Annotated in this window: 24 protein-coding genes and 1 pseudogene; 14 read left to right on the top strand and 11 right to left on the bottom strand. The window is 72.0% G+C overall.

What is annotated here, in order from left to right:
• Positions 1–85: 85 nt before the first annotated feature.
• From urtA to OUQ99_RS14280, 6 genes are all read left to right on the top strand, one after another.
• Positions 86–1303: an urea ABC transporter substrate-binding protein gene (urtA, locus tag OUQ99_RS14305; RefSeq protein WP_267949947.1), complete on the top strand. Its 1218-nt coding sequence runs from the start codon at positions 86–88 to the stop codon at positions 1301–1303.
• Positions 1304–1377: 74 nt separating this feature from the next.
• A complete protein-coding gene (gene urtB / locus OUQ99_RS14300; RefSeq protein ID WP_267949946.1) occupies positions 1378–2268 on the top strand; it encodes an urea ABC transporter permease subunit UrtB in 891 nt (296 codons plus the stop codon).
• Positions 2265–3395, top strand: a complete 1131-nt coding sequence (gene urtC, locus OUQ99_RS14295; protein WP_267949945.1) for an urea ABC transporter permease subunit UrtC — start codon at positions 2265–2267, stop codon at positions 3393–3395. The genes urtB and urtC overlap by 4 nt, the downstream gene beginning before the upstream one ends.
• On the top strand, positions 3392–4138 hold the full coding sequence (gene urtD, locus OUQ99_RS14290) for an urea ABC transporter ATP-binding protein UrtD (protein WP_267949944.1): 747 nt from the start codon (positions 3392–3394) through the stop codon (positions 4136–4138). Before urtC ends, urtD begins: the two co-directional genes overlap by 4 nt.
• Positions 4135–4839 (top strand): ABC transporter ATP-binding protein, encoded by a 705-nt coding sequence (locus OUQ99_RS14285; protein ID WP_267949943.1) that lies wholly within the window; start codon positions 4135–4137, stop codon positions 4837–4839. The genes urtD and OUQ99_RS14285 overlap by 4 nt, the downstream gene beginning before the upstream one ends.
• Positions 4840–4974: 135 nt before the next feature.
• Positions 4975–5802, top strand: a complete 828-nt coding sequence (locus tag OUQ99_RS14280; protein ID WP_267949942.1) for an alpha/beta fold hydrolase — start codon at positions 4975–4977, stop codon at positions 5800–5802.
• 42 nt (positions 5803–5844) lie between these two features.
• Here OUQ99_RS14280 and OUQ99_RS14275 read toward each other — a convergent pair whose 3' ends face one another.
• Positions 5845–6870, bottom strand: coding sequence for an acyltransferase domain-containing protein (locus tag OUQ99_RS14275; RefSeq protein WP_267949941.1), 1026 nt, complete (start codon positions 6868–6870; stop codon positions 5845–5847).
• Positions 6871–6989: 119 nt separating this feature from the next.
• Between OUQ99_RS14275 and OUQ99_RS14270 the strand changes: the two genes are divergently transcribed.
• Positions 6990–8612 (top strand): AMP-binding protein, encoded by a 1623-nt coding sequence (locus OUQ99_RS14270; protein WP_267949940.1) that lies wholly within the window; start codon positions 6990–6992, stop codon positions 8610–8612.
• A 179-nt stretch (positions 8613–8791) separates the two neighbouring features.
• Positions 8792–9835, top strand: a complete 1044-nt coding sequence (locus OUQ99_RS14265; protein ID WP_267949939.1) for a tyrosine-type recombinase/integrase — start codon at positions 8792–8794, stop codon at positions 9833–9835.
• Between the two features lie 126 nt (positions 9836–9961).
• Here OUQ99_RS14265 and OUQ99_RS14260 read toward each other — a convergent pair whose 3' ends face one another.
• The 3 genes and pseudogenes from OUQ99_RS14260 to OUQ99_RS31700 all read right to left on the bottom strand — a co-directional run.
• Positions 9962–10549, bottom strand: a complete 588-nt coding sequence (locus tag OUQ99_RS14260; protein ID WP_267949938.1) for a TetR/AcrR family transcriptional regulator — start codon at positions 10547–10549, stop codon at positions 9962–9964.
• Positions 10550–11464: an SDR family oxidoreductase gene (locus OUQ99_RS14255; protein WP_267949937.1), complete on the bottom strand. Its 915-nt coding sequence runs from the start codon at positions 11462–11464 to the stop codon at positions 10550–10552. It abuts the gene before it with no gap.
• A 137-nt stretch (positions 11465–11601) separates the two neighbouring features.
• Positions 11602–11784: pseudogene (locus tag OUQ99_RS31700) on the bottom strand (hypothetical protein); the annotation flags it as partial.
• Positions 11785–11960: 176 nt separating this feature from the next.
• Here OUQ99_RS31700 and OUQ99_RS14250 point away from each other — a divergent pair.
• The gene (locus OUQ99_RS14250) at positions 11961–12368 is read left to right on the top strand and encodes a hypothetical protein (RefSeq protein ID WP_267949936.1); all 408 of its coding nucleotides are present in this window, start codon (positions 11961–11963) and stop codon (positions 12366–12368) included.
• 35 nt (positions 12369–12403) lie between these two features.
• Here the strand turns inward: OUQ99_RS14250 and OUQ99_RS14245 are convergent, their stop codons facing one another.
• From OUQ99_RS14245 to OUQ99_RS14235, 3 genes are all read right to left on the bottom strand, one after another.
• Positions 12404–12904 (bottom strand): NUDIX domain-containing protein, encoded by a 501-nt coding sequence (locus OUQ99_RS14245; protein ID WP_267949935.1) that lies wholly within the window; start codon positions 12902–12904, stop codon positions 12404–12406.
• Positions 12905–12927: 23 nt separating this feature from the next.
• Positions 12928–13251, bottom strand: coding sequence for a VOC family protein (locus OUQ99_RS14240; protein WP_267949934.1), 324 nt, complete (start codon positions 13249–13251; stop codon positions 12928–12930).
• A gap of 71 nt (positions 13252–13322) precedes the next feature.
• Positions 13323–13607, bottom strand: a complete 285-nt coding sequence (locus OUQ99_RS14235; protein ID WP_267949933.1) for a 4a-hydroxytetrahydrobiopterin dehydratase — start codon at positions 13605–13607, stop codon at positions 13323–13325.
• A gap of 488 nt (positions 13608–14095) precedes the next feature.
• Between OUQ99_RS14235 and OUQ99_RS14230 the strand changes: the two genes are divergently transcribed.
• The 4 genes from OUQ99_RS14230 to OUQ99_RS14215 are packed head-to-tail and all read left to right on the top strand — an operon-like array spanning position 14096 to position 17959.
• Positions 14096–16426 carry a sensor histidine kinase gene (locus OUQ99_RS14230; protein WP_267949932.1) on the top strand — a complete coding sequence of 777 codons (2331 nt, stop codon included), beginning with the start codon at positions 14096–14098 and terminating at the stop codon, positions 16424–16426.
• Positions 16426–16890, top strand: coding sequence for a roadblock/LC7 domain-containing protein (locus tag OUQ99_RS14225; RefSeq protein ID WP_267949931.1), 465 nt, complete (start codon positions 16426–16428; stop codon positions 16888–16890). Before OUQ99_RS14230 ends, OUQ99_RS14225 begins: the two co-directional genes overlap by 1 nt.
• Before the next feature lie 57 nt (positions 16891–16947).
• Positions 16948–17328, top strand: a complete 381-nt coding sequence (locus OUQ99_RS14220) for a DUF742 domain-containing protein (protein WP_267949930.1) — start codon at positions 16948–16950, stop codon at positions 17326–17328.
• A 55-nt stretch (positions 17329–17383) separates the two neighbouring features.
• The gene (locus OUQ99_RS14215) at positions 17384–17959 is read left to right on the top strand and encodes a GTP-binding protein (protein WP_267950376.1); all 576 of its coding nucleotides are present in this window, start codon (positions 17384–17386) and stop codon (positions 17957–17959) included.
• A 79-nt stretch (positions 17960–18038) separates the two neighbouring features.
• Here the strand turns inward: OUQ99_RS14215 and OUQ99_RS14210 are convergent, their stop codons facing one another.
• From OUQ99_RS14210 to OUQ99_RS14200, 3 genes are read right to left on the bottom strand one after another with little or no spacing between them, the layout of a single operon-like run.
• Positions 18039–18854 (bottom strand): ABC transporter ATP-binding protein, encoded by an 816-nt coding sequence (locus OUQ99_RS14210; RefSeq protein WP_267949929.1) that lies wholly within the window; start codon positions 18852–18854, stop codon positions 18039–18041.
• 19 nt (positions 18855–18873) lie between these two features.
• A complete protein-coding gene (locus OUQ99_RS14205; protein WP_267949928.1) occupies positions 18874–19965 on the bottom strand; it encodes a FecCD family ABC transporter permease in 1092 nt (363 codons plus the stop codon).
• Complete coding sequence (locus tag OUQ99_RS14200) at positions 19962–20996, bottom strand: FecCD family ABC transporter permease (RefSeq protein WP_267949927.1); 1035 nt, start codon at positions 20994–20996, stop codon at positions 19962–19964. Before OUQ99_RS14200 ends, OUQ99_RS14205 begins: the two co-directional genes overlap by 4 nt.
• 141 nt (positions 20997–21137) lie before the next feature.
• On the opposite strand from OUQ99_RS14200, the gene OUQ99_RS14195 reads away from it, so the two are divergent.
• On the top strand, positions 21138–22145 hold the full coding sequence (locus OUQ99_RS14195) for an ABC transporter substrate-binding protein (protein WP_267949926.1): 1008 nt from the start codon (positions 21138–21140) through the stop codon (positions 22143–22145).
• Between the two features lie 166 nt (positions 22146–22311).
• Here OUQ99_RS14195 and OUQ99_RS14190 read toward each other — a convergent pair whose 3' ends face one another.
• Positions 22312–23571 (bottom strand): amidase, encoded by a 1260-nt coding sequence (locus OUQ99_RS14190; protein ID WP_267949925.1) that lies wholly within the window; start codon positions 23569–23571, stop codon positions 22312–22314.
• Between the last annotated feature and the right edge of the window lie 411 nt (positions 23572–23982).

The raw sequence follows: 23982 nt of genomic DNA, 5'->3' as shown, positions 1-23982 counted from the left end.
AACCACCGGGCACGCCCCACGAAACACCACGACACCAGCCTCCTAGGTGCACCCCCACCCCCGACCCCCTAGGAGATGGGCACACGTGGCACGCACCCGCCCGCGCACAACACCCCTGGCCGCCACCGCACTCGCCCTGGCCCTGACCGCCACCGCCTGCGCCCCCGCCGGAACCGGAACCGACGACGACACCGTCACCGTCGGCCTGCTCCACTCACTCTCGGGCACCATGGCCATCAGCGAGGTCACCGTCCACGACGCCGTCCAACTCGCCATCGACGAGATCAACGCCGACGGCGGCGTCCTGGGACGCCAGATCGAACCCATCGTCGAGGACGGCGCCTCCGACGAGGCCACCTTCGCCGAACGCGCCCAAAAACTCCTCCAGTCCGACGGCGTCGCCACCGTCTTCGGCGGCTGGACCTCCGCCTCCCGCAAGGCGATGCTCCCCGTCTTCGAACGCAACGACGGCCTGCTGTGGTACCCGGTCCAGTACGAAGGCCTCGAAGCCTCCCCCAACATCGTCTACACCGGCGCCACCACCAACCAGCAGATCATCCCCGCCCTGGACTACCTGCGCGAAGAAGGCCACACCAGCCTCTACCTCGTCGGCTCCGACTACGTCTTCCCGCGCACCGCCAACCAGATCATCACCGCCTACGCCCAGGCCCACGACATGGACGTCATCGCCCAGGAGTACACACCCCTGGGCCACACCGAGTACTCCACCATCACCGACGACATCGCCCGCACCGCACCCGACGCCGTCTTCAACACCCTCAACGGCGACTCCAACGTCAGCTTCTTCCAACAGCTGCGCTCGGCCGGGGTCAGCGCCCAGGACACCCCCGTCCTGAGCGTCAGCGTCGCCGAGGAGGAGATCGAGGGCATCGGCGCCGACAACATCACCGGCCACCTCACCGCCTGGAACTACTACCAGAGCACCCCCACCGACACCAACACCGGTTTCGTCGAGGCCTTCACCGACGCCTACGGCGAAGAACGGGTCACCTCCGACCCCATGCAGTCCGCCTACAACGCCGTCCACCTGTGGAGGGCCGCCGTCGAGGAAGCCGGCAGCTTCGAGGTCGCCGACGTCCGCCAGGCCCTGGACGGCACCACCTTCGAAGCCCCCGAAGGCACCATCACCATCGACGGCGCCACCCAGCACGTCGTCAAGACGGCCCGCATCGGCCAGGTCAACGACCAGGGCCTCATCGACGAGATCTGGTCCTCCCCCCAGCCCATCACCCCCGACCCCTACCTCGAAGGCTACGACTGGGCCGCCGCCCTCACCGGCTGAGACCACCGCACGGCGGCCGGGCCCCGACCCCCGCGGGCCCGCCCCGGCCGTCCCCGACCCCACAAGGAGCCGCGGTGGACGCCCTCGTCAACCAACTCCCCACCGGACTGGCCATCGGCGCCGTCCTCCTCCTGGCCGCCCTGGGCCTGAACTTCACCTTCGGCCAGATGGGCGTCATCAACATGGCCCACGGCGAATTCATCATGGTCGGCGCCTACACCGCCTACGTCCTGCACGCCTGGGCCGGCCTGGACCCCACCTGGTCCCTCATCGCCGCCCTCCCCCTGGCCTTCACCCTCACCGGCACCCTGGGCTGGCTCCTCGAACTCGGCCTCATCCGCCACTTCTACGGGCGCCCCCTGGACACCCTCCTGCTCACCTTCGGCATCGGCATGATCCTCCAACAGGCCGCACGCGACACCTTCGGCGCACCCAACGTCGACGTCCCCGCACCCGGCTGGCTCACCGACGGCACCACCCTGCCCGGCGGCATCCGCCTGCACCACTCACGCCTGTTCATCCTCGCCCTGGCCCTGGTCTGCGTCCTGGCCATCGCCCACTACCTGCACCGCACCCACCAGGGGCGCCAGATGCGCGCCGTCATCCACAACCGCGACCTGGCCGGCGTCAGCGGCATCAACACCCGCAAGGTCGACGCCACCACCTTCTTCATCGGCTCCGGCCTGGCCGGTGTCGCCGGGGTCGCCCTCACCCTCATCGGACCCACCGGCCCCACCCTGGGCGCCAACTACATCGTCGACGCGTTCCTCGTCGTGGTCATCGGCGGCCTGGGACGGCTCCGCGGCACCGTCCTGGCCGCCTTCGCCCTGGGCATACTCAACGCCACCGCCCAGGCCTGGACCGACGCCTCCCTGGCCAAACTCCTCGTCTTCGCCGCCATCATCGCCTTCCTCCAGGCCCGCCCCCAGGGACTGTTCACCGTCAAGACAAGAGCGCTGACATGACCCCCACCCCCGCGCCCGGGCGGCGCACACCCCTGGCCCGCCTGCGCGGCCCCGCCACCTTCCTCGCCCTGCTCGCCGCCGCCCTGCTGCTCCTCCCCCACCTCCTCGAACCCTTCCGCCTCAACCTCCTCACCCAGTACCTGTGCTACTCCATCGTCGCCCTGGGCATCGCCCTGGCCTGGGGCCGCGGCGGCATGCTCACCCTCGGCCACGGCGTCTACTTCGGCCTGGGCGCCTACGCCATGGCCATCCACCTGACCCTGGCCGCCACCGCCGCCGACCCCCTCACCCGCGGCCGACTCCCCCAGTTCATGGCCTGGTCCGGGCGCACCGAACTCCCCTGGTTCTGGCAGGCCCTCACCCACCCCGCCGCCGCCGTCACGGCCGCACTGCTCCTGCCCGCCGCCCTGGCCACCCTCCTGGGCTGGTCCGTGTTCCGCCAACGCGTACGCGGCGCCTACTTCGCCCTCCTCAACCAGGCCCTGGCCGCCGCCTTCGTCATCCTCCTCATCGGCCAACAACACCTCACCGGCGGCTCCAACGGACTCACCGACTTCCCCGTCTTCGCCGGCCACAGCCTCTACACCCCCACCGCCCAGACCACCCTCTACACCCTCACCGTCCTGACCCTGGCCGCCACCTACCTGCTCCTGCGCCACCTCACCCACAGCCGCTACGGCAGACTCCTCATCGCCATCCGCGACGGCGAGGACCGCGTCCGCTACCTCGGCTACGACCCCACCTGGGCCAAAACCCTCGCCTACGCCCTCTCCGCCACCGCCGCCGGCGCCGCCGGAGCACTCTTCGTCCCCGTCATGGGCATCATCTCCCCCACCCTCATCGGCGTCGTCCCCTCGATCATGATGGTCCTGGCCGTGGCCATCGGCGGCCGCGACTCCCTCGCCGGAGCCGCCGCCGGAGCACTCATCATGAACACCGCCCAGACCACCTTCTCCGAAACCTTCACCGGAGGCTGGACCTACCTCCAGGGCGCCCTGTTCGTCGTCGTCATCGCCCTGGCCCCCCACGGCCTGGCCGGACTCGCCCACACCGCCCGAGCCGCCCTGCGCCGCCCACGCACCCCCGCGCCCGCCCAGGAGACCGCCACCGCCGGGAGCACCCCATGACCCTGCTCGACATCCGCGACCTCACCGTCACCTTCGGCGCCTTCACCGCCCTGGACCACATCGACCTCACCCTCGACCACGGCGAACTCCGCTTCCTCATCGGCCCCAACGGCGCCGGAAAAACCACCCTCATCGACACCATCACCGGCCGCACCCGCCCCACCAGCGGCACCATCACCTTCAACGGCCACACCCTCAACAAACGCAGCGAACACCACATCGTCCGCGCCGGCATCGGCCGCACCTTCCAGACCAGCGTCGTCTTCGAACACCTCACCGTCGCCGACAACGTCGACCTGGCCGCGTCCTTCCGCCTGCGCCCCTGGCAACTCCTGCGCCGCCCGCGCACCCCCCACCCCGAGGTCCCCGACCTCCTCGAACGCGTCGGCCTGACCCCCCACACCCACGCCCTCGCCGGCACCCTCTCCCACGGCCAACGCCAATGGCTGGAGATCGCCATGCTCCTGGCCCAACACCCCAGGCTCCTCCTGCTGGACGAACCCGTCGCCGGCATGAGCGCCGCAGAGCGCACCCGCACCGGCGAACTCCTCACCCGGATCGCCGCCGACCACACCGTCGTCGTCATCGAACACGACATGGACTTCCTGCGCCGCTACGCCCGCCAGGTCACCGTCCTGCACGAAGGACGCATCCTCACCCACGGCGACCTGGCCACCGTCCAGAACGACCCCCGCGTCCAAGAGGTCTACCTCGGCCGCACCCCCCAGGAGACCCGCCCGTGAACACCCCCCACCTGAGCATCCACGGCCTCCACGCCGGCTACGGGCGCGCCCGCGTCCTGTTCGACATCGACCTCACCATCGACACCGGCACCATCGCCTGCGTCATGGGCCGCAACGGCGTCGGAAAAACCACCCTCCTCAACACCATCGCCGGACTCCTCACCCCCACCGCCGGCACCATCACCCACAACGGCACCGACATCACCCGCCACCCCCCGCACACCCGCACCCGCAACGGCCTCGCCTACGCCCCCCAGGGCCACGCCACCTTCGCCCCCCTCACCGTCGCCGACAACCTCCACCTCGCCCACCGGGCCACACGACGAGGCGGCCCCGAACTCATCGACGCCGCCCTGGACCGCTTCCCCCGCCTCCAACCCCTCCTGCACCGCCGCGCCGGACTCCTGTCCGGAGGCCAGGCCCAACAACTCGCCATCGCCCGCGCCCTGGTCACCGACCCCACCCTGCTCATCCTCGACGAACCCACCGAAGGCATCCAGCCCTCCATCGTCGCCGAGATCGAACAGGCCGTCACCGACATCGCCGCCCAGGGCATCACCGTCCTGCTCGTCGAGCAGTACCTCGACCTGGCCCTGCGCCTGGCCGACACCGTCACCGTCATCGACGCGGGCCGCATCGTCCACAGCGGCGACCGCGCCGACCTCACCGACGACACCGCCCACGCCCTCATGGCCATCTGAGAACCCCAAACCGGACTTTCCCCAGCCTTTCCCACCAACGGGTTCACCACCCCGCCCCACCGTGATCGACTCGGCGACGGTGCGCCCCACCCGGCGCACCACACCCGAAACACCACGCACAAGGGGGCGCCACCCATGGGCCGCATCACCACACGCGACAACGTCGGGATCCACTACAAGGACTGGGGCAGCGGGCGCCCGGTCGTGTTCATCCACGGATGGCCGCTCAACGCCGACGCGTGGGAGGACCAGATGAAGTGGGTGGCCGACAACGGGTTCCGCGGCATCGCCCACGACCGGCGCGGGCACGGCCGCTCCGACCAGCCCTGGGACGGCTACGACTTCGACACCTTCGCCGACGACCTCGACGAGCTCATGAACCAGCTCGACCTGCAGGACACCACCCTGGTCGCGCACTCCATGGGAGGCGGCGAACTCGCCCGCTACATCGGCCGCCACGGCACCCGCAGGGTCCGCCAGGCGGTCCTGCTCTCCGCCGTCCCGCCCATCATGATCAAGTCCGACACCAACCCCGAAGGCGTCCCCGAGGACGTCCTCACCGGCATCAAGAACGGCATCCTCACCGAACGCTCCCAGTTCTGGAAGGACACCGCCGAGGGGTTCTTCGGCGCCAACCGCCCCGGCAACAAGGTCACCCAGGGCAACAAGGACGCCTTCTGGTTCATGGCCATGCACCAGTCCATCCAGGCCGGCGTCAAATGCGTCGACGCCTTCGGCTACACCGACTTCACCCAGGACCTGCGCAGCTTCGACGTCCCCACCCTGGTGGTGCACGGCGACGACGACCAGGTCGTCCCCATCGACGCCACCGGCCGCAAGTCCGCCAAGATCATCGCCGACGCCACACTCAAGGTGTACGAGGGCGGCTCCCACGGCATCGCCCTGGTCCCCGGCGACAAGGAGAAGTTCAACCGCGACCTGCTCGAGTTCCTCAAGAGCTGACAGGCCCGCTCGGCCCGCGCCGCGGCGCGGGCCGAGCGCCTCCTACGGCAACCGCAACCACCCCGTGCGCACCTGCCAGGAGCCCCCCGACTCCAACCGCTCCACCACCGCGCGCTCCAACCGCGTCCGCCTCGGCGCACCCCCCACATCCACCCGCGCCATGCCGAACACGAACCGGAACACGTCCGACTCCCCCGGCACACCCGCACCCACCAGCGTGAACCGCCGCTGGAACCCCACGATGTTGGACCCCTCCCCCAACACCGAGCCCCACTGCGGATCCAGCAACCACGACGTACACGTGGCCACCACCGGATCGATCCCCAAACACTCCCGGGCGAACCCCCGCGCCCGCCCCAGCGCCTCCTGCACCGCCACCGGGTCCAACCCGCCCGTGGGAATGTGCAACCGCAGCACCGGATCACCCACACCCATCCCCGGACCCAGCCCCCGCGCCTCCTCGGGCGCATACCACTCCACCCCGCCCTGGTTCCCCAACAGGGCCGGCTCGAACTGCAACCCGCCCACCCAGAACAGGCGGCCCCGGAACTGCGCCGCCACCCACGACGCCGTCTCCAGCGACAGCCGGCCGAACATCCGCCGCGAACGCCCCATCTGCACACCCACGTCCGCGAGCGTGGCCGCCGTCACCGACCGCTCCACACCCCGCGCACCGTGCGAGGCGAACTGCGCCCCCACCATCGCCGCGAACGCCCACAGCGACGCCACCCGCACCCGCGGATCCTCCACACCCACCAGCGAGGGCCAGTCCCGCCACTGCCCCGCCGCCAGCTCCGCATCGGCGCACAACCGCCGGTACATGCACTCCACCACGTACCACAGCTCCGGCGGCCACACCCCCCACGGCCCGCCCGACCCCGGCCACAACCCCTCCACCTCGGCCCGGTCCACCGCCTCCAGGGCGAACAGGTCCAACACCCGCGCCGCCTGCGCCCCCGAGGGCACCACCAGCGCCCTCACCGGCTCCGGCAACAGCGCAGCCTCCTCCAACCACGCACGCTCACCAGCACCCAGCCCGAAACGCTCCGCAACAGCACCACTGTCCATCCCCACATCATGGCCGAACCGCCACACCCGGCGCGAGTGAGGCCAGGCTCACAGGTGGGCATAGGGTTGACGTAACCCGGCGATACCAACAAACCCACCGAAACCGAGGAAGACCACCGATGCCCGTGCCCGACCCGGCGCACCACGTACGCGACTGGCTCGCCACCTACGACACACCCACCACATCGGTGGCCCACCTCCTCTGCGACCGCCACGACCCCCACACCGTCGCCACCACAGAAATCGGCCCCACCCTCACCGCCACCACCCTCACCTACGGCGAACTCGCCCACCGCTCCCGCGCCCTGGCCACCGGACTCGCCGACCTCGGCATCACCACCGGCGACCGCGTCGCCACCCTCCTGCCCAAAGGCACCGACCTCACCGTCACCGCCCTCGCCGTCTGGCGCCTGGGCGCCGTCCTGGTCCCCCTCCTCTCCTCCTTCGCCCCCTCCGCCATCAACGAACGCCTCACCAACTCCCGCGCACGCCTGGTCGTCTGCGACGACGAATACCGCACCAAACTCGACCCCACCCCCCACACCACCCCCACCTGGGACATCGCCACCACCGGCACCCACCCCCTACGCCCCGGCGACCACACCCTCACCACCCTCACCCAACACACCACCACCCCCACCGTCACCGACACCCCCATCGGCGGCCACGGCACCCTCGCCATCCTCTACGTCTCCGCCAACGTCGGCCCGCCCCGCGGCGTCCCCGTCCCCGCCCGCGCCCTGACCGCCATGCACGCCTACCACCACTACGGCCTCGGCGTCCGCGACGACGACGTCTACTGGAACACCGCCGACCCCGGCTCCGCCTACGGCCTCTACCACGGCCTCATCTCCCCCCTCCTGGCCGGACACGGCTCCCTCGCCCTGCGCGCGGGATTCTTCGACCCCGAACTCACCCTCGACGTCCTGGGCCTGTACGGCGTCACCAACCTCGCCGCCGACCCCACCACCTACCGCACCCTGCGCGCCGCCACCAAGACCCTGCCCCCCGAAGTCATGGTCCAACGCCTCACCAGCGCCGGCGAACCCCTGGCCCCCGACGTCATCGACTGGGTCGCCGACGTCTTCGGCGTCCCCGTACGCGACCACTACGGCCAGACCGAACTCGGCTGGTGCATCGGCGTCCCCAACGGCGACACCCCCGCCCCCGCCACCCCCCTCGTCCCCGGCGCCATCGGCCCCGCCCTGCCCGGCTGGAACATCCAGGTCCTCGAAGCCGTCTCCGACGACCCCGCCCCCCTTGGCACCTACGGCCGCATCGCCATCGACCTCGCCAACAGCCCCCTCGCCTGGTTCGAGGGCTACCTCGACAACGAGGCCGCCTCCCAGGTCCGCTTCACCCCCGACCACGCCCACTACCTCACCGGCGACACCGGCATCCAGGACCGCGACGGCCAGATCTTCTTCTCCACCCGCGACGACGGCGCCATCCGCACCCACGGCTACCGCATCGGCCCCACCGAGGTCGAGGCCGTCCTCAACGACCACCCCGCCGTCGAGGAGTGCGGCGTCTACTCCATCCCCGACGAGATCGCCGGACAGCTCATCGGCGCCCGCATCGTGCCCGCCCCCGGGCACACCGCCACCCCGCGCCTGGCCGACGACCTCAAGGAATGGGTACGCACCCGCTTCGCCACCCACGCCGCACCCCAGGTCGTCGACTTCGTCGACGAACTCCCCCGCACCGCCTCCGGCAAGATGCGCCGCTCACGCCTGCGATGACCCCGCCGGGCGGTCCGGCACAGGGCCGGGCCGCCCGGCGTGCACGCCCCCGAGAACCACCGCGAACCCACACAGACCCCCACCCCCAAACCACCCCAGACACCCACCAACCCTCACTTTTGATAACTTGACTTATCGAAACTCAAAAAACAGGCGTCCACCCCACCCCCGGAGCCCCCGTGACAGCCCAGCCGACCCCCCACCCCACCGACGACCCGACCCAGGCAATCGCCCTCCACAACCACCACACACCCGCCCTCCCCGACACCGCACTGACCGCATCCGCAGCCGCACGCGTGGCCGACGGATGGGCCGCCTCCACCCGCACCGGCTACGCCCGCGACTGGCACACCTTCACCACCTGGTGCTCACACACCTCCCGCACCCCCCTCCCCGCCACCGCCGAAACCCTCGCCTCCTACACCGACCACCTCGCCACCACCGCAGCCGCCCCCACCACCGTCGACCGGGCCCTGGGCGCCATCGCCTCCCGCCACGCCGCCGCCGGACACGCCGTCTCCACCAAGGCCGCCCGCCTCGTCCTGCGCTCCTACCGCCGCGAATGGGCCGCAGCCGGAGGCCGCCGCAAACAGGCGCCGGCACTCTCCGTCGAAGAACTCCGACAGATGCTCGACGCCGCCCAAGAAGGCCTGACAGGCCTGCGCGACCGCACACTCCTCCTCCTCGGCTACGCCATGATGGCCCGCCGCTCCGAACTCGCCGCCCTGAACACCACCGACCTGCGCCAGGTCCCCGAAGGCCTCGAAGTGTTCGTGGCCACCTCCAAGACCGACAAGGACTCCGCCGGCACCACGGTCGCCATCCCCTACGGCACACACCTGCTCACCTGCCCGGTACGCACCACCACCGCCTACCTCGCAGCCCTGGCCGACGCCGGGGTCACCGAAGGACCGCTGCTGCGCTCGATCGACCGCCACGGACGAGCGGCCGGAACCGCCGATTCGGCCGGACGCGGAACAGGCCGCATGTCCGGAGCCGGGATCAACCTCGTGGTCAAACGCCTCGCGGACAAGGCCGGCATCGAGAACGTCACCGCCCACTCCCTGCGCTCCGGACCCGCCACCGCCGCAGCCGCCGCCGGCGCCCCCCGCGCCTGGATCGCCCGCCAGGGCCGATGGTCCGAAGCCTCCACCGCCGTCGACACCTACATCCGCCCCGCCGACGCCTGGCGCGACAACCCCATCCGCAAAGTCGGACTCTGACCCCCGCCCCCACCCGGGGGCACACCGGGTAAGGCCGAAAGGGGCAACCGCCCGGCGAGGCCCCTGGGCGCCGCCCGGATGCGATGGCCGGCGCTGTTCGGTTGCACCTCCGCGCAGATGCGGTCTTCAAGGCGACGGAACGCGGCTGGCCTTGAGGACCGCTTCGAGCTGCTCGCGCATCCATGCTGCGAGGGATCCCTCGCGGTGCAGTGCCCAGCCGATCAACGCGCCGTGATAGGCCGTCTCGAGAAGCTTGGCCAGGGCAATGACGTCGGTGCTGTCACAGAGCTCACCCTCGGTTACCGCTGCCTGCAGGTGGCGCTCGAGTGCCGCGCGTAGCCGGCGCGCGCCACGCAGGGTCTCCGCGTGGAAGTCGGGTTCGACGAGGTCCAGCTGGAGCATCGCCACCGAGTTCGCAACCCCCTCCGGGGTCATGTCCGGGTCCACCGCGCCGACCAGGCCCTCGACGACCCGGTCCAGCGGCGAAGGGTGTTCGGCCTTCTCAACCGGGAGAACCCACCGCTCCACGCCGCGGCGGTCTGCGGCGAGCAGCAGCTTACGCTTGGTGCCATAACGCTGGACCAGCGTGGCGGGAGCGAGGCCGACCTCGCGAGCCGCCGCGGCGAGTGTGAGCTTGGCTGGGCCGACACGGTGGGCGAGCGCGAGAACGCCGTCCAGGACGTCCTCGTCGGAGACAGTGCGCGGACGTGGCATCTATTCGACGGAGGGTTGCGCGGCCTCGGCGTCGGCCAAACGCGCCTCCGCGTCGACTACACCCCAGTCCGGGTACTCTCCGTCGACGTCGGAGAAGCCGTAGGTGTGCATGAGCTCCCACGAGCCGAGGCATTGCCCGGCGAAGCGGGCCCGGTCGGGGTCGGCGGCGAGGGCCGCGATCCCACGACCGAGCAGGTGGGGGGTCTCTGAGTAGCGGAAGTAGCCGCCGTGGGCATCGGCAGCGTCGCGCCAGGTGGCCTCGGTGACGCCGAAGTGTTCGAGCATGGCCTCAGAGCGCAGGAAGCCGGGGGTCACCGACAGCGCGGTCGCACCGTACGGGCGCAACTCGGCCGCCAGCGAGAAGCCGAGCCGCACGACCGCCTCCTTGACGTGGTCATAAGCGACGACGCCACGGAACGGGACGCCGGCCTTGCCGTCGCCGACCTCCACGACCAGCCCGTCTCCGGTCTCGATCAGCAGCGGCAGCGCGTAGTGCGCGGTGATCAGATGCGTCTCGATCCCGTTGCGCACGATCCGCAGCGTGTCCTCAAGCGGATGTTCCCACACACCCTTGACCCAGCGCGTGTACGGGTCGCCGCCCCAGACGTCGTTGACGAGCACGTCCAAGCGGCCGTGCTCGGCGCGGATCCGGTCCATCAACGCCGCGACATCGGCACTCTGGGAATGGTCGCAGCGGACGGGGATCCCGGTCCCACCGGCGGCGTCGACTAGTTCCGCGGTCTCTTCGATCGTCTCCGGCCGGTCCATCTCCGAGCGCCCGTCGCGAGTACTGCGGCCGCTGCCGTAGACGGTGGCACCGAGCGCTCCGAGCTCGACAGCGATCGCGCGGCCACAGCCGCGAGTGGCGCCGGCGACGAGGGCGACCCGACCACTGAGGGGAGGCGTGATACTCATGTGGACGATTATAACCAAACGAACGTTTATATTGCCATTCGGAACGCTCAGGGTGAGATCTTCCCGTGTGCACAGTGCGGACGCGTCGTCATGGTCCACCTCGACCTGTAAGAGGTGCGACCGCTCGGAAAGGGTGGTCGAGATGGAGCGGGGTCGGGACGCTTCTTCAACCGGGGCACCCCGTCGTCGATGACCAGGTCGGCGTTGCCGGCATAGCCCACCTCCAGGGCCCGGGAGGCGTCCAGGTGCCGGTTGCGCAGGTGCTCCACGAACCCCGCCGCGGTGGCGGGCAGGCCGACCTCGCCGCAGAAGGCCTCCAGTGGTTCACGACGGGCTCAGGGGTGGCATTGCCCCTCTCGGGCCTACTTGGTTCACCCCCACCCGCCCCGCGCCACCGAGAACAGCCACCCGCCGACCCCGCCCCCCAGGGGTCGCGCCGGCGGACGAGAGGCCCCGCAGCGGACCGGCCGAAGGAGCCGAATGCCATCATCTGCACATGGTGATGGAGCCGATTCCCGACTACGACGACTTGATCTGGCTCTTCGAGGACGAGCCGATCCATCGGTATGCCGAGGACGAGAAGGCGACCGGGTACGAGTACGGCTGGCGCGAGCTGTGGCCGTACACGTCGGTGACCTTCAAGACCACTCGGTCCGGTTATGAGATCGCGATGGACATCGAACCGGGATACGAGGTTGTCCGCCTGCGGCTACGCGCCGAGAGCGACGGCACCGGACTGTTCGACCTGAACCTCGTCGGCGTGCGAACGGTCGGGGTGGAACGAACAGGTGGCCGCGAGTTCCTCCGCGTCGACTTTCCCGACGACGCCCCGGCGGCGACGCTATGGCTACGCATGAAACCGGACGTAGCGCTCCTGTGGTCATACGACGCGAACTCGTCCTGAAGAGGAGCACCGGCACGACCCCTGGCTACACGGCATCACACCCACACATAGTCGTCATCGGTCACAGCACCCCACCCCGCGTCGGCCACCACCGCACGCGGAGACGACAACGCCGCCAACGCCGCACCCACCGGCGGGAACAACGGCAGCGCACCGACCGCACGAAAATCCACCCACTCCACCACACCCACCTCGAAACCGCCGTCCCGCTGCTCGTCGTACTCCTCCACCGCCAACACCTCCCGCACCGCCTCACTCACATGCAACCGGTACAACAGGTGCAGCTTGCGCGGAGAGGGCGTGGGCCCCGGACGCGTCACCCGCTGATCCACCACCCACAACAGCTCCGGCGCCCCCGCCTGCCCCTCCCCGAGCCACAGCTCCTCGCCCAGCTCGCGCCACAGCGCGACCAGCAGGTCCTCACCGGGCTCGACGTTCCCGCCCGGAGGCGTGTAGTGCACGGAACCGGGCCGGTCCCTGCGGATCAGCGCGACCTCCTCACCGCAGAACACCAGCGCCCCGACACGGATCTTCACACGCGAGAACGCCTCGGAAGCACTCACAGCGCAGCCCCGCCGAACGGGAACCCGGCGCCCTCCGGACCCCGGAACACCGCCTCGCGCACCCCGCCCGGGCAGGCCCCGCGCCCCGCCGACGCGATGCCGACCCCGGCCTCCGAGTCGTCGACGAACATTGTGCTCATCGCACGGCCCGCACGTTCGGGACAGACCTCCACGAACACGCCCCGGTGCCCGGCCGACTCCCGCACCGCCTCCGTCTCACCGTCCCCGTACACGGGCGGCGAGCCGAACAGGCGCTGGTACCACGCCGGGGCGGCCTGGTGGTCGGTGACGGGGATTCCCGCGTACAGGTCAAGGGCCATGCCGAGATCCTAGGGACTCCCCTCCCCCGCCACCAGGAGCGGCCCCGCACCACCGCGGCGCCGGGAGGCGCTCAGGGCACGAGCTCGTCGATGCGCGCGGCCAGGGCCATGTCCTTGTCGGTGAGAGCGCCCTCGGAGTGGGTGCTCAGCGCCAGGTGCAGCGTGTCGTAGCGGATGTCGATGTCGGGGTGGTGGTCCACCTGCTCGGCGGCCTGGGCGATCTCGTTGACCAGGGAGACGGCCGCCGGGAAGCCGGGCAGGCGCACCGTCCGGCGGATGACGGGTGCGTCGGGGTCCAGCTCCCAGCCGGTGAGCCTGGTCAGGCCGTCACGGACCTGGTCCTCGGTGAGCTTCATGCGGATCCTCTCCCCTGCCCGCGCACGGCGGACGGTCTGCTGCGCCCGGTACGCGGGACGGCCGGGACCGACCGTCCCGCGTACCGTTTCCGGCGCCGTTGGGTGAACACCCGGTCGCCCCGGGTGCACGCGGATGTGTTCGCAGGAGGCTACGTACCCCTCGGAGAGCCCCTGTTCACACAGAGCTCTCGCTACGGAAGTGATTTCTGGTATTCAGTGCGGCGAAGCCGCCCCTTTGTTCTGTTTGTCTGATTTTTGAGAGAAGTGTCCATCTTTACGACGTAGATTTTTTGCCCGTTTCGCGTTATCAAGCTGAGGCCCACGCCCTGACCTGCGAAGATGCTCTCACACACCCTCTCATCAGCCTTTTCAGCCCTTTCAGGCTTGCGTAATCCCCCGCGGAGCGGTTCACTCTGGGAAACCCCGGCCCTCCCCCACCCCGGCGGACGCTTCCCAGCCACGCCCGCCTCTCCCCCGGAAGCGAGCCCATGCCCCACGAGAAGCGCCGGTCGCTTCGCGCCCGCATGATCACGCTGGTCCTGATCCCCAGCACCGCGCTGCTGCTCCTGTGGGCTGCCTTCACCGCCGTCCTGGTCACCGACATCCGCGAACTGCGCACCACCGCCGCCCTCACCGAGCAGGTCGCCACCCCCGTCATCACGGTCATCGGCGAACTCCAGCGCGAACGGCGCGCCACCATGGACTCCGCCAACGGCACCGAGCGCACCGCCCACCGCCTGCGGACCACCCGGCAGGAGACCACCGAGGCCGTCGAAGCCCTCCGCCTGCGCCTGCGCGCGTTCGACGAGGACGACCTGCCCGAACAGGCCCTGAACTTCCAGCGCTCCCTCAACCGGCTCGAGGCCCACCGCCAGAGGGTCGACGCCCTCTCCCCCGGCGAACGCACCCTGGAGGAGGCCGCCACCGCCTACACCGAGATCATCGAGAGCGGGCTGCGCGTGTGGGACGCCCAGGTCGAGCGCGCCGACTCCGCCCAGGTCCCCCACCTGCGCTCCCTGACCTCCCTGGCCCGCACCCGCGAACTCCTCAACCAGCAGGACGCCGTCCTGGCCCACGCGGTCGCCACCAACGCCTTCCCCGCCGAGGCCCACGCCGAGTTCGCCGCCGCCGCCGGGGCCCAGCGCTACACCTGGGGCCGGGTGGGCGCCGAACTCAACGACCAGGACAGTCAGCACTACCTCCTCCTGGAGTCCTACTCCGCCCTGCAGAGCGTCTACCAGCTCCAGGAGAGCATCATCAGCATGCCCATCCGGGGCGAGAACACCGTCCCGGTCAACGCCACCGCCTGGCGCGGCGCCGCCGAGGCCGTGGACCTGCGCATGCGCGGTGTGGAGGAGGCCCGGACCGAGCAGGTCGTCGCCTTCAGCCACACCCAGTCCGCCGAACTGCGCAACAGCGCCCTGCTCATCAGCGTGCCCGCCCTCGTGGCGGCGCTGGCCTCCTCCGCGGTGGCCGTGGGCGGCACCCAGCGCCTGGGACGCCGGCTCCAGCACCTGCGGGTCCTCACCCTGGAACACGCGCAGGTGCGCCTGCCCGAGGTGACCGCCCGCCTGCGCGCGGGCGGCAGCGTGGACGTGGACGCCGAGGTCCCCAAACTGCGCGTGCGGGTGCGCGACGAGATCGGCCGGATGGCCGAGGCGTTCAACGACGCCCAGCGGGCCGCGGTCGCCGCCGCCGTGGAGGAGGCCCAGGTCCGCGCCGGGGTGCGCGCCATGTTCCGCAACATCGCACGCCGCACGCAGTCGCTCGTCCACCGCCAGCTGGGGCTGCTGGACACCCTGGAACGGGGCGAGACCGACCCCGAGGTGCTGGAGGCGCTGTTCCGCATCGACCACTTCAGCACCCAGCTGCGGCGCAACGCCGAGAACCTCATGCTGCTGAGCGGGGACACCCCCGTGCGCCGCGGACTGGGCCCGGTACGGCTGTACGAGGCGGTGCGAGCCGCCGCCAGCGAGATCGAGGACTACGCGCGGGTGCGCATCCTGGCCCTGCCCGCGGTCGCGCTGCGCGGCGACGTGGGGACCGACACCGTCCGGCTGCTCGCCGAACTGCTGGAGAACGCGACCTCCTTCTCCCCCCCGGGGACGGAGGTGACGGTCCGGGGCCGCGAGGACGACCGCGGCCGCCACGTCCTGGAGGTGGAGGACCGCGGACTGGGCATGACCGACGCCCAGCTGGACTCGGCGAACGTGCTGCTGGCCGACCCGCCCCGGTTCGACCTGGCCCGCATGCGCGAGGACTCGCACCTGGGCCTGTTCGTGGTCGCCACGATCGCGGCCCGGCACGACTTCGAGGTGACGCTGCGGGACTCCCCCCACGGGGGGACCCGGGCCGTGGTGTCCATCCCCCGCCGGGCCCTGGCCGCGCCCGGGGACGGCCCCTCGCCGCTGCAGGCCACCGGGCCGCACCGGCGACCCGTCCCCGGCGCCGGAACGGCCGACCCGGCCGCGGAGCCCGGCGTGGTGCTCACCGAGGTCGCGGCGGCCCCCGCCCCCTCCGAGCCGCAGGACCGGGGCACCCCGGCCGGCGAGGGGGCCGCCGACGGCGCCGGGGACGGGGACGGGGACGGGGCGGAGGACACCTACATGGGGCTGCCACGGCGCCGGCGCAAGCACGTGGCGCCCCCCCAGGAGGCGCCCGCGGCGGCGCAGGACACGGGCGGGCAGCGTTCGCTGTCGGACATCCGGTCCATGATGAGTGCCTTCCAGTCCGGGACCCTGCGCGGGCGCGCGGAGTCCGAGGAACTGGGTGAGGGTGGCGCGCGCGGTGCGCGCCCCGGTGAGAGGTCGGAAGGGTGATGTCGATGTCGGCGGGCACTACGGCGGGAGACCGGGTCACCGGTGGAGAAGAGGTGGGCGGGGAGTCCCCGGCCAGGACCCTGGACTGGCTGCTGGGCGACCTGGTGGACAGGGTGGCCGGTGCGCGCGACGCCCTGCTGCTGTCCGCGGACGGCCTCCTGCTGTCCTCCTCCCCGGGGCTGGTCCGGGAGGAGGGGGAGAGGCTCGCGGCGATCGCGTCGGGGTTCGCCAGCCTGGCCCGGGGGGCGCGTTCGCAACTGGGGGCCTCGGAGGTGCGTCAGACCGTCGTGGAGATGGACAACGTCTTCTTCTTCGTGCTGGCCGCGGGCCGGGGCGCCTCGTTGGCCGTGGTGGCCGAGTCCACGTGCGACATGGGCCAGGCCGCGTTCGAGGTGAACCGCCTCGTGCGCCAGGTGGGGCCGCACCTGTCGGCGCTGCCCCGCCGCGGGCACGGGAGGTCGTGAGGCGGGGGCCGGTGCGCCGCGACGGCGCACGGCCCGTGCCGTCGAGGAGGAGTGGGAGTGAGCGCGGTGCCGCCTGGCGAGGAGTTCCCCCGGGAATGGTCGTTCGAGTCGAGCCTGATCCGGCCCTACTCGCTGACGGGTGGGCGGACACGGCCCTCGCGCTCGGACTTCTCCATGACGTCGCAGGTGGTGGCGGTCCCGTCGGGAGCGCCGCCGGAGGTGGACCCGGAGCTGGAGCTGATCCTGTCGCTGTGCGCGCGTCCGCTCTCGGTGGCGGAGGTGGCCTCGCGGTCGGGTTTTCCCCTGGGCGTGACCAGAATCCTGCTGGCCGACCTGTTGGACCAGGGGTACGTGATGGTGCATACCTCGGACTGGGAGCGGAACAGGCCCGACGCGGCGACGCTGCGCGCGGTACTGGACCGTATCCGGGAGTTGTGAGGGTGGAACGGATGGGCCTGAGAGGCCGGATGGGGTGGATGGGGCGTTGGTCGTGATGGAGGCCGAGGGGGCAGGGCCTGTCCCCGACACCCTGAAGATCGTGGTGGCCGGGGGTTTCGGGGCCGGCAAGACCACCTTGGTGTCGGCGTTGAGCGAGGTGGAGGCGCTGCACACCGAGGAGGTCATGACCTCCGAGAGCGTGGGGGTGGACGACCTGGAGGGCGTGGAGGGCAAGACCACGACGACGGTGGCGCTCGACTTCGGACGCATCACCTTGGACGAGTCGACGGTGGTGTACCTGTTCGGTACCCCCGGGCAGCGCCGGTTCTCGTTCATGTGGGAGGAGCTGGTCGAGGGCGCTCTGGGTGCGGTGGTGCTGGCCGACACGCGCCGGCTGGCGGACTCCTTCGACGCGATCGACTTCTTCGAGTCGCGCGGGGTGCCGTTCGTGGTGGCGGTGAACTGCTTCGACGGGCACCGCACACACCGGGCCGACGACGTGCGGGTGGCGTTGGACCTGGAGGAGCGTGTGCCGTTGCTGCTGTGCGACGCGCGGGACCGGGAGTCGGTCAAGGAGGTGGTGGTGGAGCTGGTGTCGCTGGTGCTGCGGTTGGAGCTGTCGGGGGCCTGAAGGGGGCCGGCCCGGGAGCGGGGGCCGGCGGCGGGGGAGGCTCCGGCCTCCCCCGCGGGCCGGCCCTGATCGGGCGCCGCTACCGGGCCGCGCCCCGGCGGTCCACGGGCACGATCATCGGCGTGCCGGTCTCGGGGTCGGGGATGATCCGCACCGGGAGCCCGAACACCTCCTCCACGAGTTCGGCGGTGACCACCTTCGCCGGGTCGCCCTCGGCGACGATGGCGCCCTCCTTCATCACGATCAGGTGGCTCGCGTAGCGGCACGCGTGGTTGAGGTCGTGCAGGACGGCCACCAGCGTGTAGCCGCGCTCGGCGTGCAGGTCGGCGCACAGGTCGAGCATGTCCATCTGGTGGGCGATGTCCAGGTAGGTGGTGGGCTCGTCCAGCAGCAGCAGCGGGGTCTGCTGGGCCAGGACCATCGCCAGCCACACGCGCTGGCGCTGCCCCCCGGAGAGCTCGTCCACCGACCGGTCGGCCAGGGCGGTGACGCCGGTGGCGTCCATGGCCTCGGCCACCACCGCCTCGTCCTGGGCCGACCACTGGCGCAGGAACCCCTGGTGCGGGAACCTGCCCCGGGCCACCAGGTCGGCGACCCCGATGCCGTCGGGGGCGATGGAGGTCTGCGGGAGCAGCCCCAGGCGGCGTGCGACCTCCTTGGCCGGGTAGGAGCCGATGACCTGCCCGTCCAGGTGGACGTGCCCGTGCGCGGGCTTGAGCGTGCGCGACAGGGCCCGCAGCAGGGTGGACTTGCCGCACGCGTTGGGGCCCACGATCACCGTGAAGGAGTTGTCGGGGATCGACACGGCCAGGTTCTGGGAGATGACGCGCTGCTCGTAGGCGAGGGTGAGGTCCCGGCCGTTGAGGCGGGAACCGGTGTCGGCTGGAGTGGTCATCGTTCTCTCTCGGTCTCGCTCAGGCACGTACGCCGCGCCATTCGGTGTACAGCAGCCAGATCAGGTAGCTCCCGCCGATGACGGCGGTGACCACGCCCACGGGAAGCTGGGTGGGCGCCAGGGCGCGCAGCGCCACCAGGTCCGCGACCACCAGCAGGGTCGCTCCCGTGAGCGCGGAGCCCACCAGGGTGGTCCCGCCGGTGCGGGTCAGGCGCCGGGCGATCTGGGGAGCGGCCAGGGCCACGAAGCCGATGGGGCCCGCCACCGCGATGGCGGCGCCGGTCAGCGCGCTGGCGGCCGCCAGGGCCCAGATCTGGGTGGAGCGGATGGGCACCCCGAGCCCCTGCGCCGTGTCGTCGCCCAGCTCCATGAAGCGCAGCCGCCGGCCCAGGGCCAGGAGCACGGGGGCCAGGACCGCCAGGGAGATCCACACGGCGGCGACCTCGGCCCAGCCGCGCGAGTTGAGGCTGCCGATCATCCAGATCTGGGCGCCCAGGGCGTCGGTGAGCTCGGCGCGGGTCAGCAGGTAGTCGCGGACCGACCCGAGCATCGCGGACACGCCGATGCCCACCAGGACCAGCCGGTACCCCTGCACGCCGTTCTTCATGGCCAGGAGGTAGACGATCGCGGCGGTGAGCAGCCCCCCGGCGATGGCCCCCAGGGACACCGCCAGCCGGCCGGCGCCCAGGACCAGGATGACCAGGACGGCGCCGGTGGCGGCCCCTGACGTGAAGCCGATGATGTCGGGGCTGCCCAGGGCGTTGCGCGACAGGCTCTGGAAGACCGAGCCCGCGATGCCCAGGGCCGCGCCCACGCCGATCGCGGTCAGCGCGCGGGGCAGGCGCACGCCCTGGACGAAGAAGACGTCGAGGCGTTCGCCGTAGCCCAGGATCGCGCCGGGCACGGCCGCCAGGGAGATCTCGTAGTCCCCCACCGTGACCGTCACGGCCAGCGCGAGGACGCCGACCAGGACCAGGGCCAGGCACACGGCCACGGTGCGCGGGCGCACCAGCAGGGAGATCCGTTCGCCGAACAGGCGCACGGCCAGGGCGCCGCGCGGGGTGGCGCGGCCGGTCGGGGTGGGGCGCGGCGGCGCCAGGGTCTTGCTCACAGCTGGGCCATCCTTCTGCTGCGGACCAGGGCGATGAACAGGGGCGCCCCGACGAAAGCGGTGATGATGCCGACCTCCAGTTCGGAGTGGGGCAGGACGACGCGGCCGACCACGTCCGCGGCGGTGAGCAGGATCGCGCCCAGGACGGCGGCGTAGGGCAGCAGCCACCGCTGGTCGGGGCCGGTGATCATGCGCGCGGCGTGGGGGATGATCAGGCCCACGAACCAGATGGGCCCCGCCGAGGCGGTGGCCGCCCCGCACAGCAGGACCACGGCCAGGGCCGTGGCGGTGCGGATCAGGGGGATCCTGGCGCCGAGGGTGGCCGCGAGGTCGTCGCCCAGGGCGACCGCGTTGAGGGAGGGGCCCAGGCACAGGGTCAGGACCACCCCGGCGACGAGGAAGGGGGCCACCTGCCAGAAGACGTCGAGGTCGCGTCCGGCGAGGGAGCCCACCTGCCAGAAGCGGATCCGGTCGAAGACGAAGTCGTTGAGGACGATCACCCCGTAGACGATCCCCTGGAGCACGACCGCGACCGCGGTGCCGGCCAGTGCCAGGCGGACCGGGGTGGCGCTGGCGCGCCCGCGCGATCCCAGGGCGTAGACGGCCACGGCCGCCACGGCGGCGCCGATGAACGCGGGCCACACGAACGCCGACCCTCCGGCGCCGAACGCGAAGACGGCGATGACGACGGCGGCGGCGGCCCCGGAGTTGATGCCCAGCAGGCCGGGTTCGGCGAGGGGGTTGCGGGTCAGGGCCTGCATGAGGGCGCCGGCCAGGCCCAGCGCGGCGCCGACGAAGATGCCGATGACCGTGCGGGGCACGCGCAGGCTGCGGATGACGTCGTGGTCGTAGCTGCCGTCGTAGGCGGCCAGGGCGGCCCAGACGTCGGCGACGGGGATGGGTTTGGCCCCGACGGTGACGCTGAGCAGGGCGCACACGGCGAGGACGCCGAGGGCCAGGAGCAGACCCGTGGGTCGAAGGACACGCCTGGTGAGGGTGGGGCGCGTGAGGGTGGGCGCGCGCAGGGCCACGGCTTCCCCGTTCGTTGTGGCGTGGGTGGTGGGTGGGGCCGCCCTGTCGGGCGCGGCCCGGCGGGGCGTGGTTCGCGGAACCGAAAAGCCCAGGGGACAGGTTAGCCTTACCTTCATCCTGTTCGCACGGAAGGGCCCCTCATGGTTTCGCTCCCGCGCACCGCACGCACCCTGGTCACAGTAGCCGCCCTGGGCTCGCTCCTGGCCTGCGGGGGCTCCCCGCAGCCCCCGGCGCCGGAGGAACCGGAGGGCGGCACCCGCACCGTGGAGGCGGCCAACGGGCCCGTGGAGATCCCCGCCACACCGCACAGGATCGCCGTGCTGTGGCGCCCCACGCTGGCGGCGGTCACCCTTCTGGGCCACGACGTGGTCGCGACCATGGGCACGCCCGGCGGGGAGGACCAGGGGCTGGCGCCGTTCCTGCCCGAGGGCGCGGACGGCGGCGGGCACGCCCTGGTGACCAACTCCCCCTCCGAGGAGGACGTCGACGTCGAGGAGCTCGCCAACGCCGCACCGGACCTGATCATCGGCGTCAGCACCCCGGTGGGCGCGCAGGCGGACATGCTGGAGAGCCTGGAGGCGATCGCGCCGACGGTGCTGCTGGAGTGGGAGGGCACCGGGTCCTGGCGCGGGCACCTGGACGAGGTGGCCGGGGTCCTGGACGCCTCGGAGGAGGCGGGGCGGGCCCTGGAGGCGTACGAGGAGGCGGTGGCCTCCGCCCGCGGGGACATCGAGGCGGCCGGCGTGGACCCCGCCGCGACCGAGCTGTCGCTGGTGCGGTTGCAGAGCGGGAGCGAGATACGCCTGGAGACGGCGGAGTCCTTTCCCGGGCAGGTCGTGGACGACCTGGGGTTCGCCCGCCCGGAGGGGCAGCTGGAGGGCGAGGGCCCGAGCGACTACATCGCGCAGAGCTACGAGAACCTGGACCGGGCGGACGGGGACGCCGTCTTCGTCATGGCCGGGTCCGGGTACCCCGACGCGCCGCGGACCTTCTCCGAGGGGGTGTGGTCGAACCTGGACGCCGTGCGCGAGGAGGCGGTGTACCGGGTGGACCACGACCACTGGGGCGCGGCCAACCACTACGCGGCGCTGCGGATCGTGGAGGACGTCAGGGCGGCCCTGACCGGGGAGGCCGAACCCGCCCTGTGACACCGCCGCCCCGGGCGCACGCAGGTGACCAGGCGCCAAGGGGGCGCCGGCGCCCCCACCAGGGGAAGGCGCCTGGCCGCGTGCTCGGGGGACGGGCGCCGGGCCCGGCGGCGGCCCACGGTTCCGCCGACCGCTGTGAACGCCGTCGGCGCGGCCGGGGCGCGGCTCACACGTGGATCGAAGGCCTGCGGTTCCTCCAGGGCACGGCCTGTTCGAGCTGGGCGGCCACCGCCAGCAGCAGGTCCTCGCGGCCGTGCGCGGCCACCAACTGCACCCCGATGGGCAGACCCTCCCGGCTCAGGGCCAGGGGCAGGCTGATCGCGGGCTGGCCCGAGACGTTGAACGGCGCCGTGAAGGGCCCGTACCGCAGCAGGGCTCGCAGCCAGGAGCGCACACTGTGCCCGGAGGCGTCGTAGTCCAGGGTCCCGTGCGGTGCGGGCAGCCGTCCCAGCGCGGGGGTCACCAGCAGGTCGTACCGGGACAGGAACGCGCCCAGGGGCCGGGTCACCCGGTGCTGGGCCTCCAGCATGGCGGCCACCTCCAGGGCCGTGCACCGCCGGGCCTCGGAGAGCACAGCACGCGAGACCCCTTCCAACAGGGCGGGGTCGGGACGCTTCGGCGCCCGCAGCAGGGCCGTACCGGTGGCCAGGGCTGCCAGGGCGGTGCCCTCCACCACGTCCTCGGGCTCCAGGTGCGGATGGGACTCCTCCACGGTGTGGCCGATCCACTCCAGGACGCGGCCCGCGTCCGAGGCGGCCTCGGCCACGGACGGGTCGACGGGTGTGTCGGCCCAGGGAGTGGTGGTCACGGCGATCAGCAGCCGCCCGGGGTCGGCCCGCATCGCCTCGGCGTAGGGGTGGGTGGGGGCGGAGACGACGAATTTCTCCCCCACTGGCGGCGCGCAGACCGCGTCCAGGACGTGTGCTGTGTCCCGGACGGTGCGGGTGAGCCCGAACTCTGTGACGAGCCCGAACCCGGCCTCTCCGGTCAGCGGGCCGCAGGGGGTGCGGCCGCGGGTGGGCTTGAGTCCGATGACGCCGCAGGCGGAGGCGGGCACGCGCAACGACCCCGCCCCGTCGTTGCCGTGGGCGAAGGGCACGGCCCCGGCTGCCACGAGGGCGGCCGCCCCGCCGCTGGAGCCTCCCGCGCCGCGGTCGGGGTTCCAAGGATTGCGGGTGATGCCGTGGCGCGCCGACTCGGTGGCGAAGTGCAGCCCCAGTTCGGGTGCGGTGCTCTGGCCGAGCGGTACCAGGCCGGCGGCGCGGAACCTCGACATCAGGGTGTGGTCGGTGGTGGCGACGGCGTCCACAGCCCTGCTGCCCAGGGTGAACCGCATACCGCGGGCGAAGGGGCCGCTGTCCTTGACCACGAACGGGACCCCGCTCAGAGGGCCGTCCGCCGGCGGGAGGGGGTCGGGCTCGGACAAGGGGCCGGTGAGCGCGTTGAGTTCGCCGTGCGCACGTTCCAGCGCGAGCCGGGCGACCCGTTCGACATCGGCTGCGCTGACCTGCCGGGTGCGGACGAGGTCGGCCAGGGCGACGGCGTCCAGTTCGGCGTACTCGTGGATCTCCAGGGCTGCTCCTCGGCACGGCGGCCCGCAGGGGGCGGACCGCTGGTCAGGGTAGCCCCGGGGGCGGTCCCCGCGCCGCCCCTTTTCCCTGTCCCCCGCCTGCTGTCGGGCGCGCGTCCGACCGCTGCGCGGCGCTGCGCATCGTGGAGGACGTCAGGGCGGCCCTGGCCGGGCCGCTCCTGCTGGGGGAACGGCCCTCCCCCTCCACTGGGTCGCCATCGCCTGTGTGACGGGGGCGTCCGCGGGCGCGGTCCTCACCGCCCGCGG

This window comes from Streptomonospora nanhaiensis, assembly GCF_026642255.1.
GTDB lineage: Bacteria > Actinomycetota > Actinomycetes > Streptosporangiales > Streptosporangiaceae > Nocardiopsis > Nocardiopsis tropica.
The sequence above is the reverse complement of the archived record's forward strand: the minus strand, read 5'-3'. Positions and strand labels throughout refer to the sequence as shown.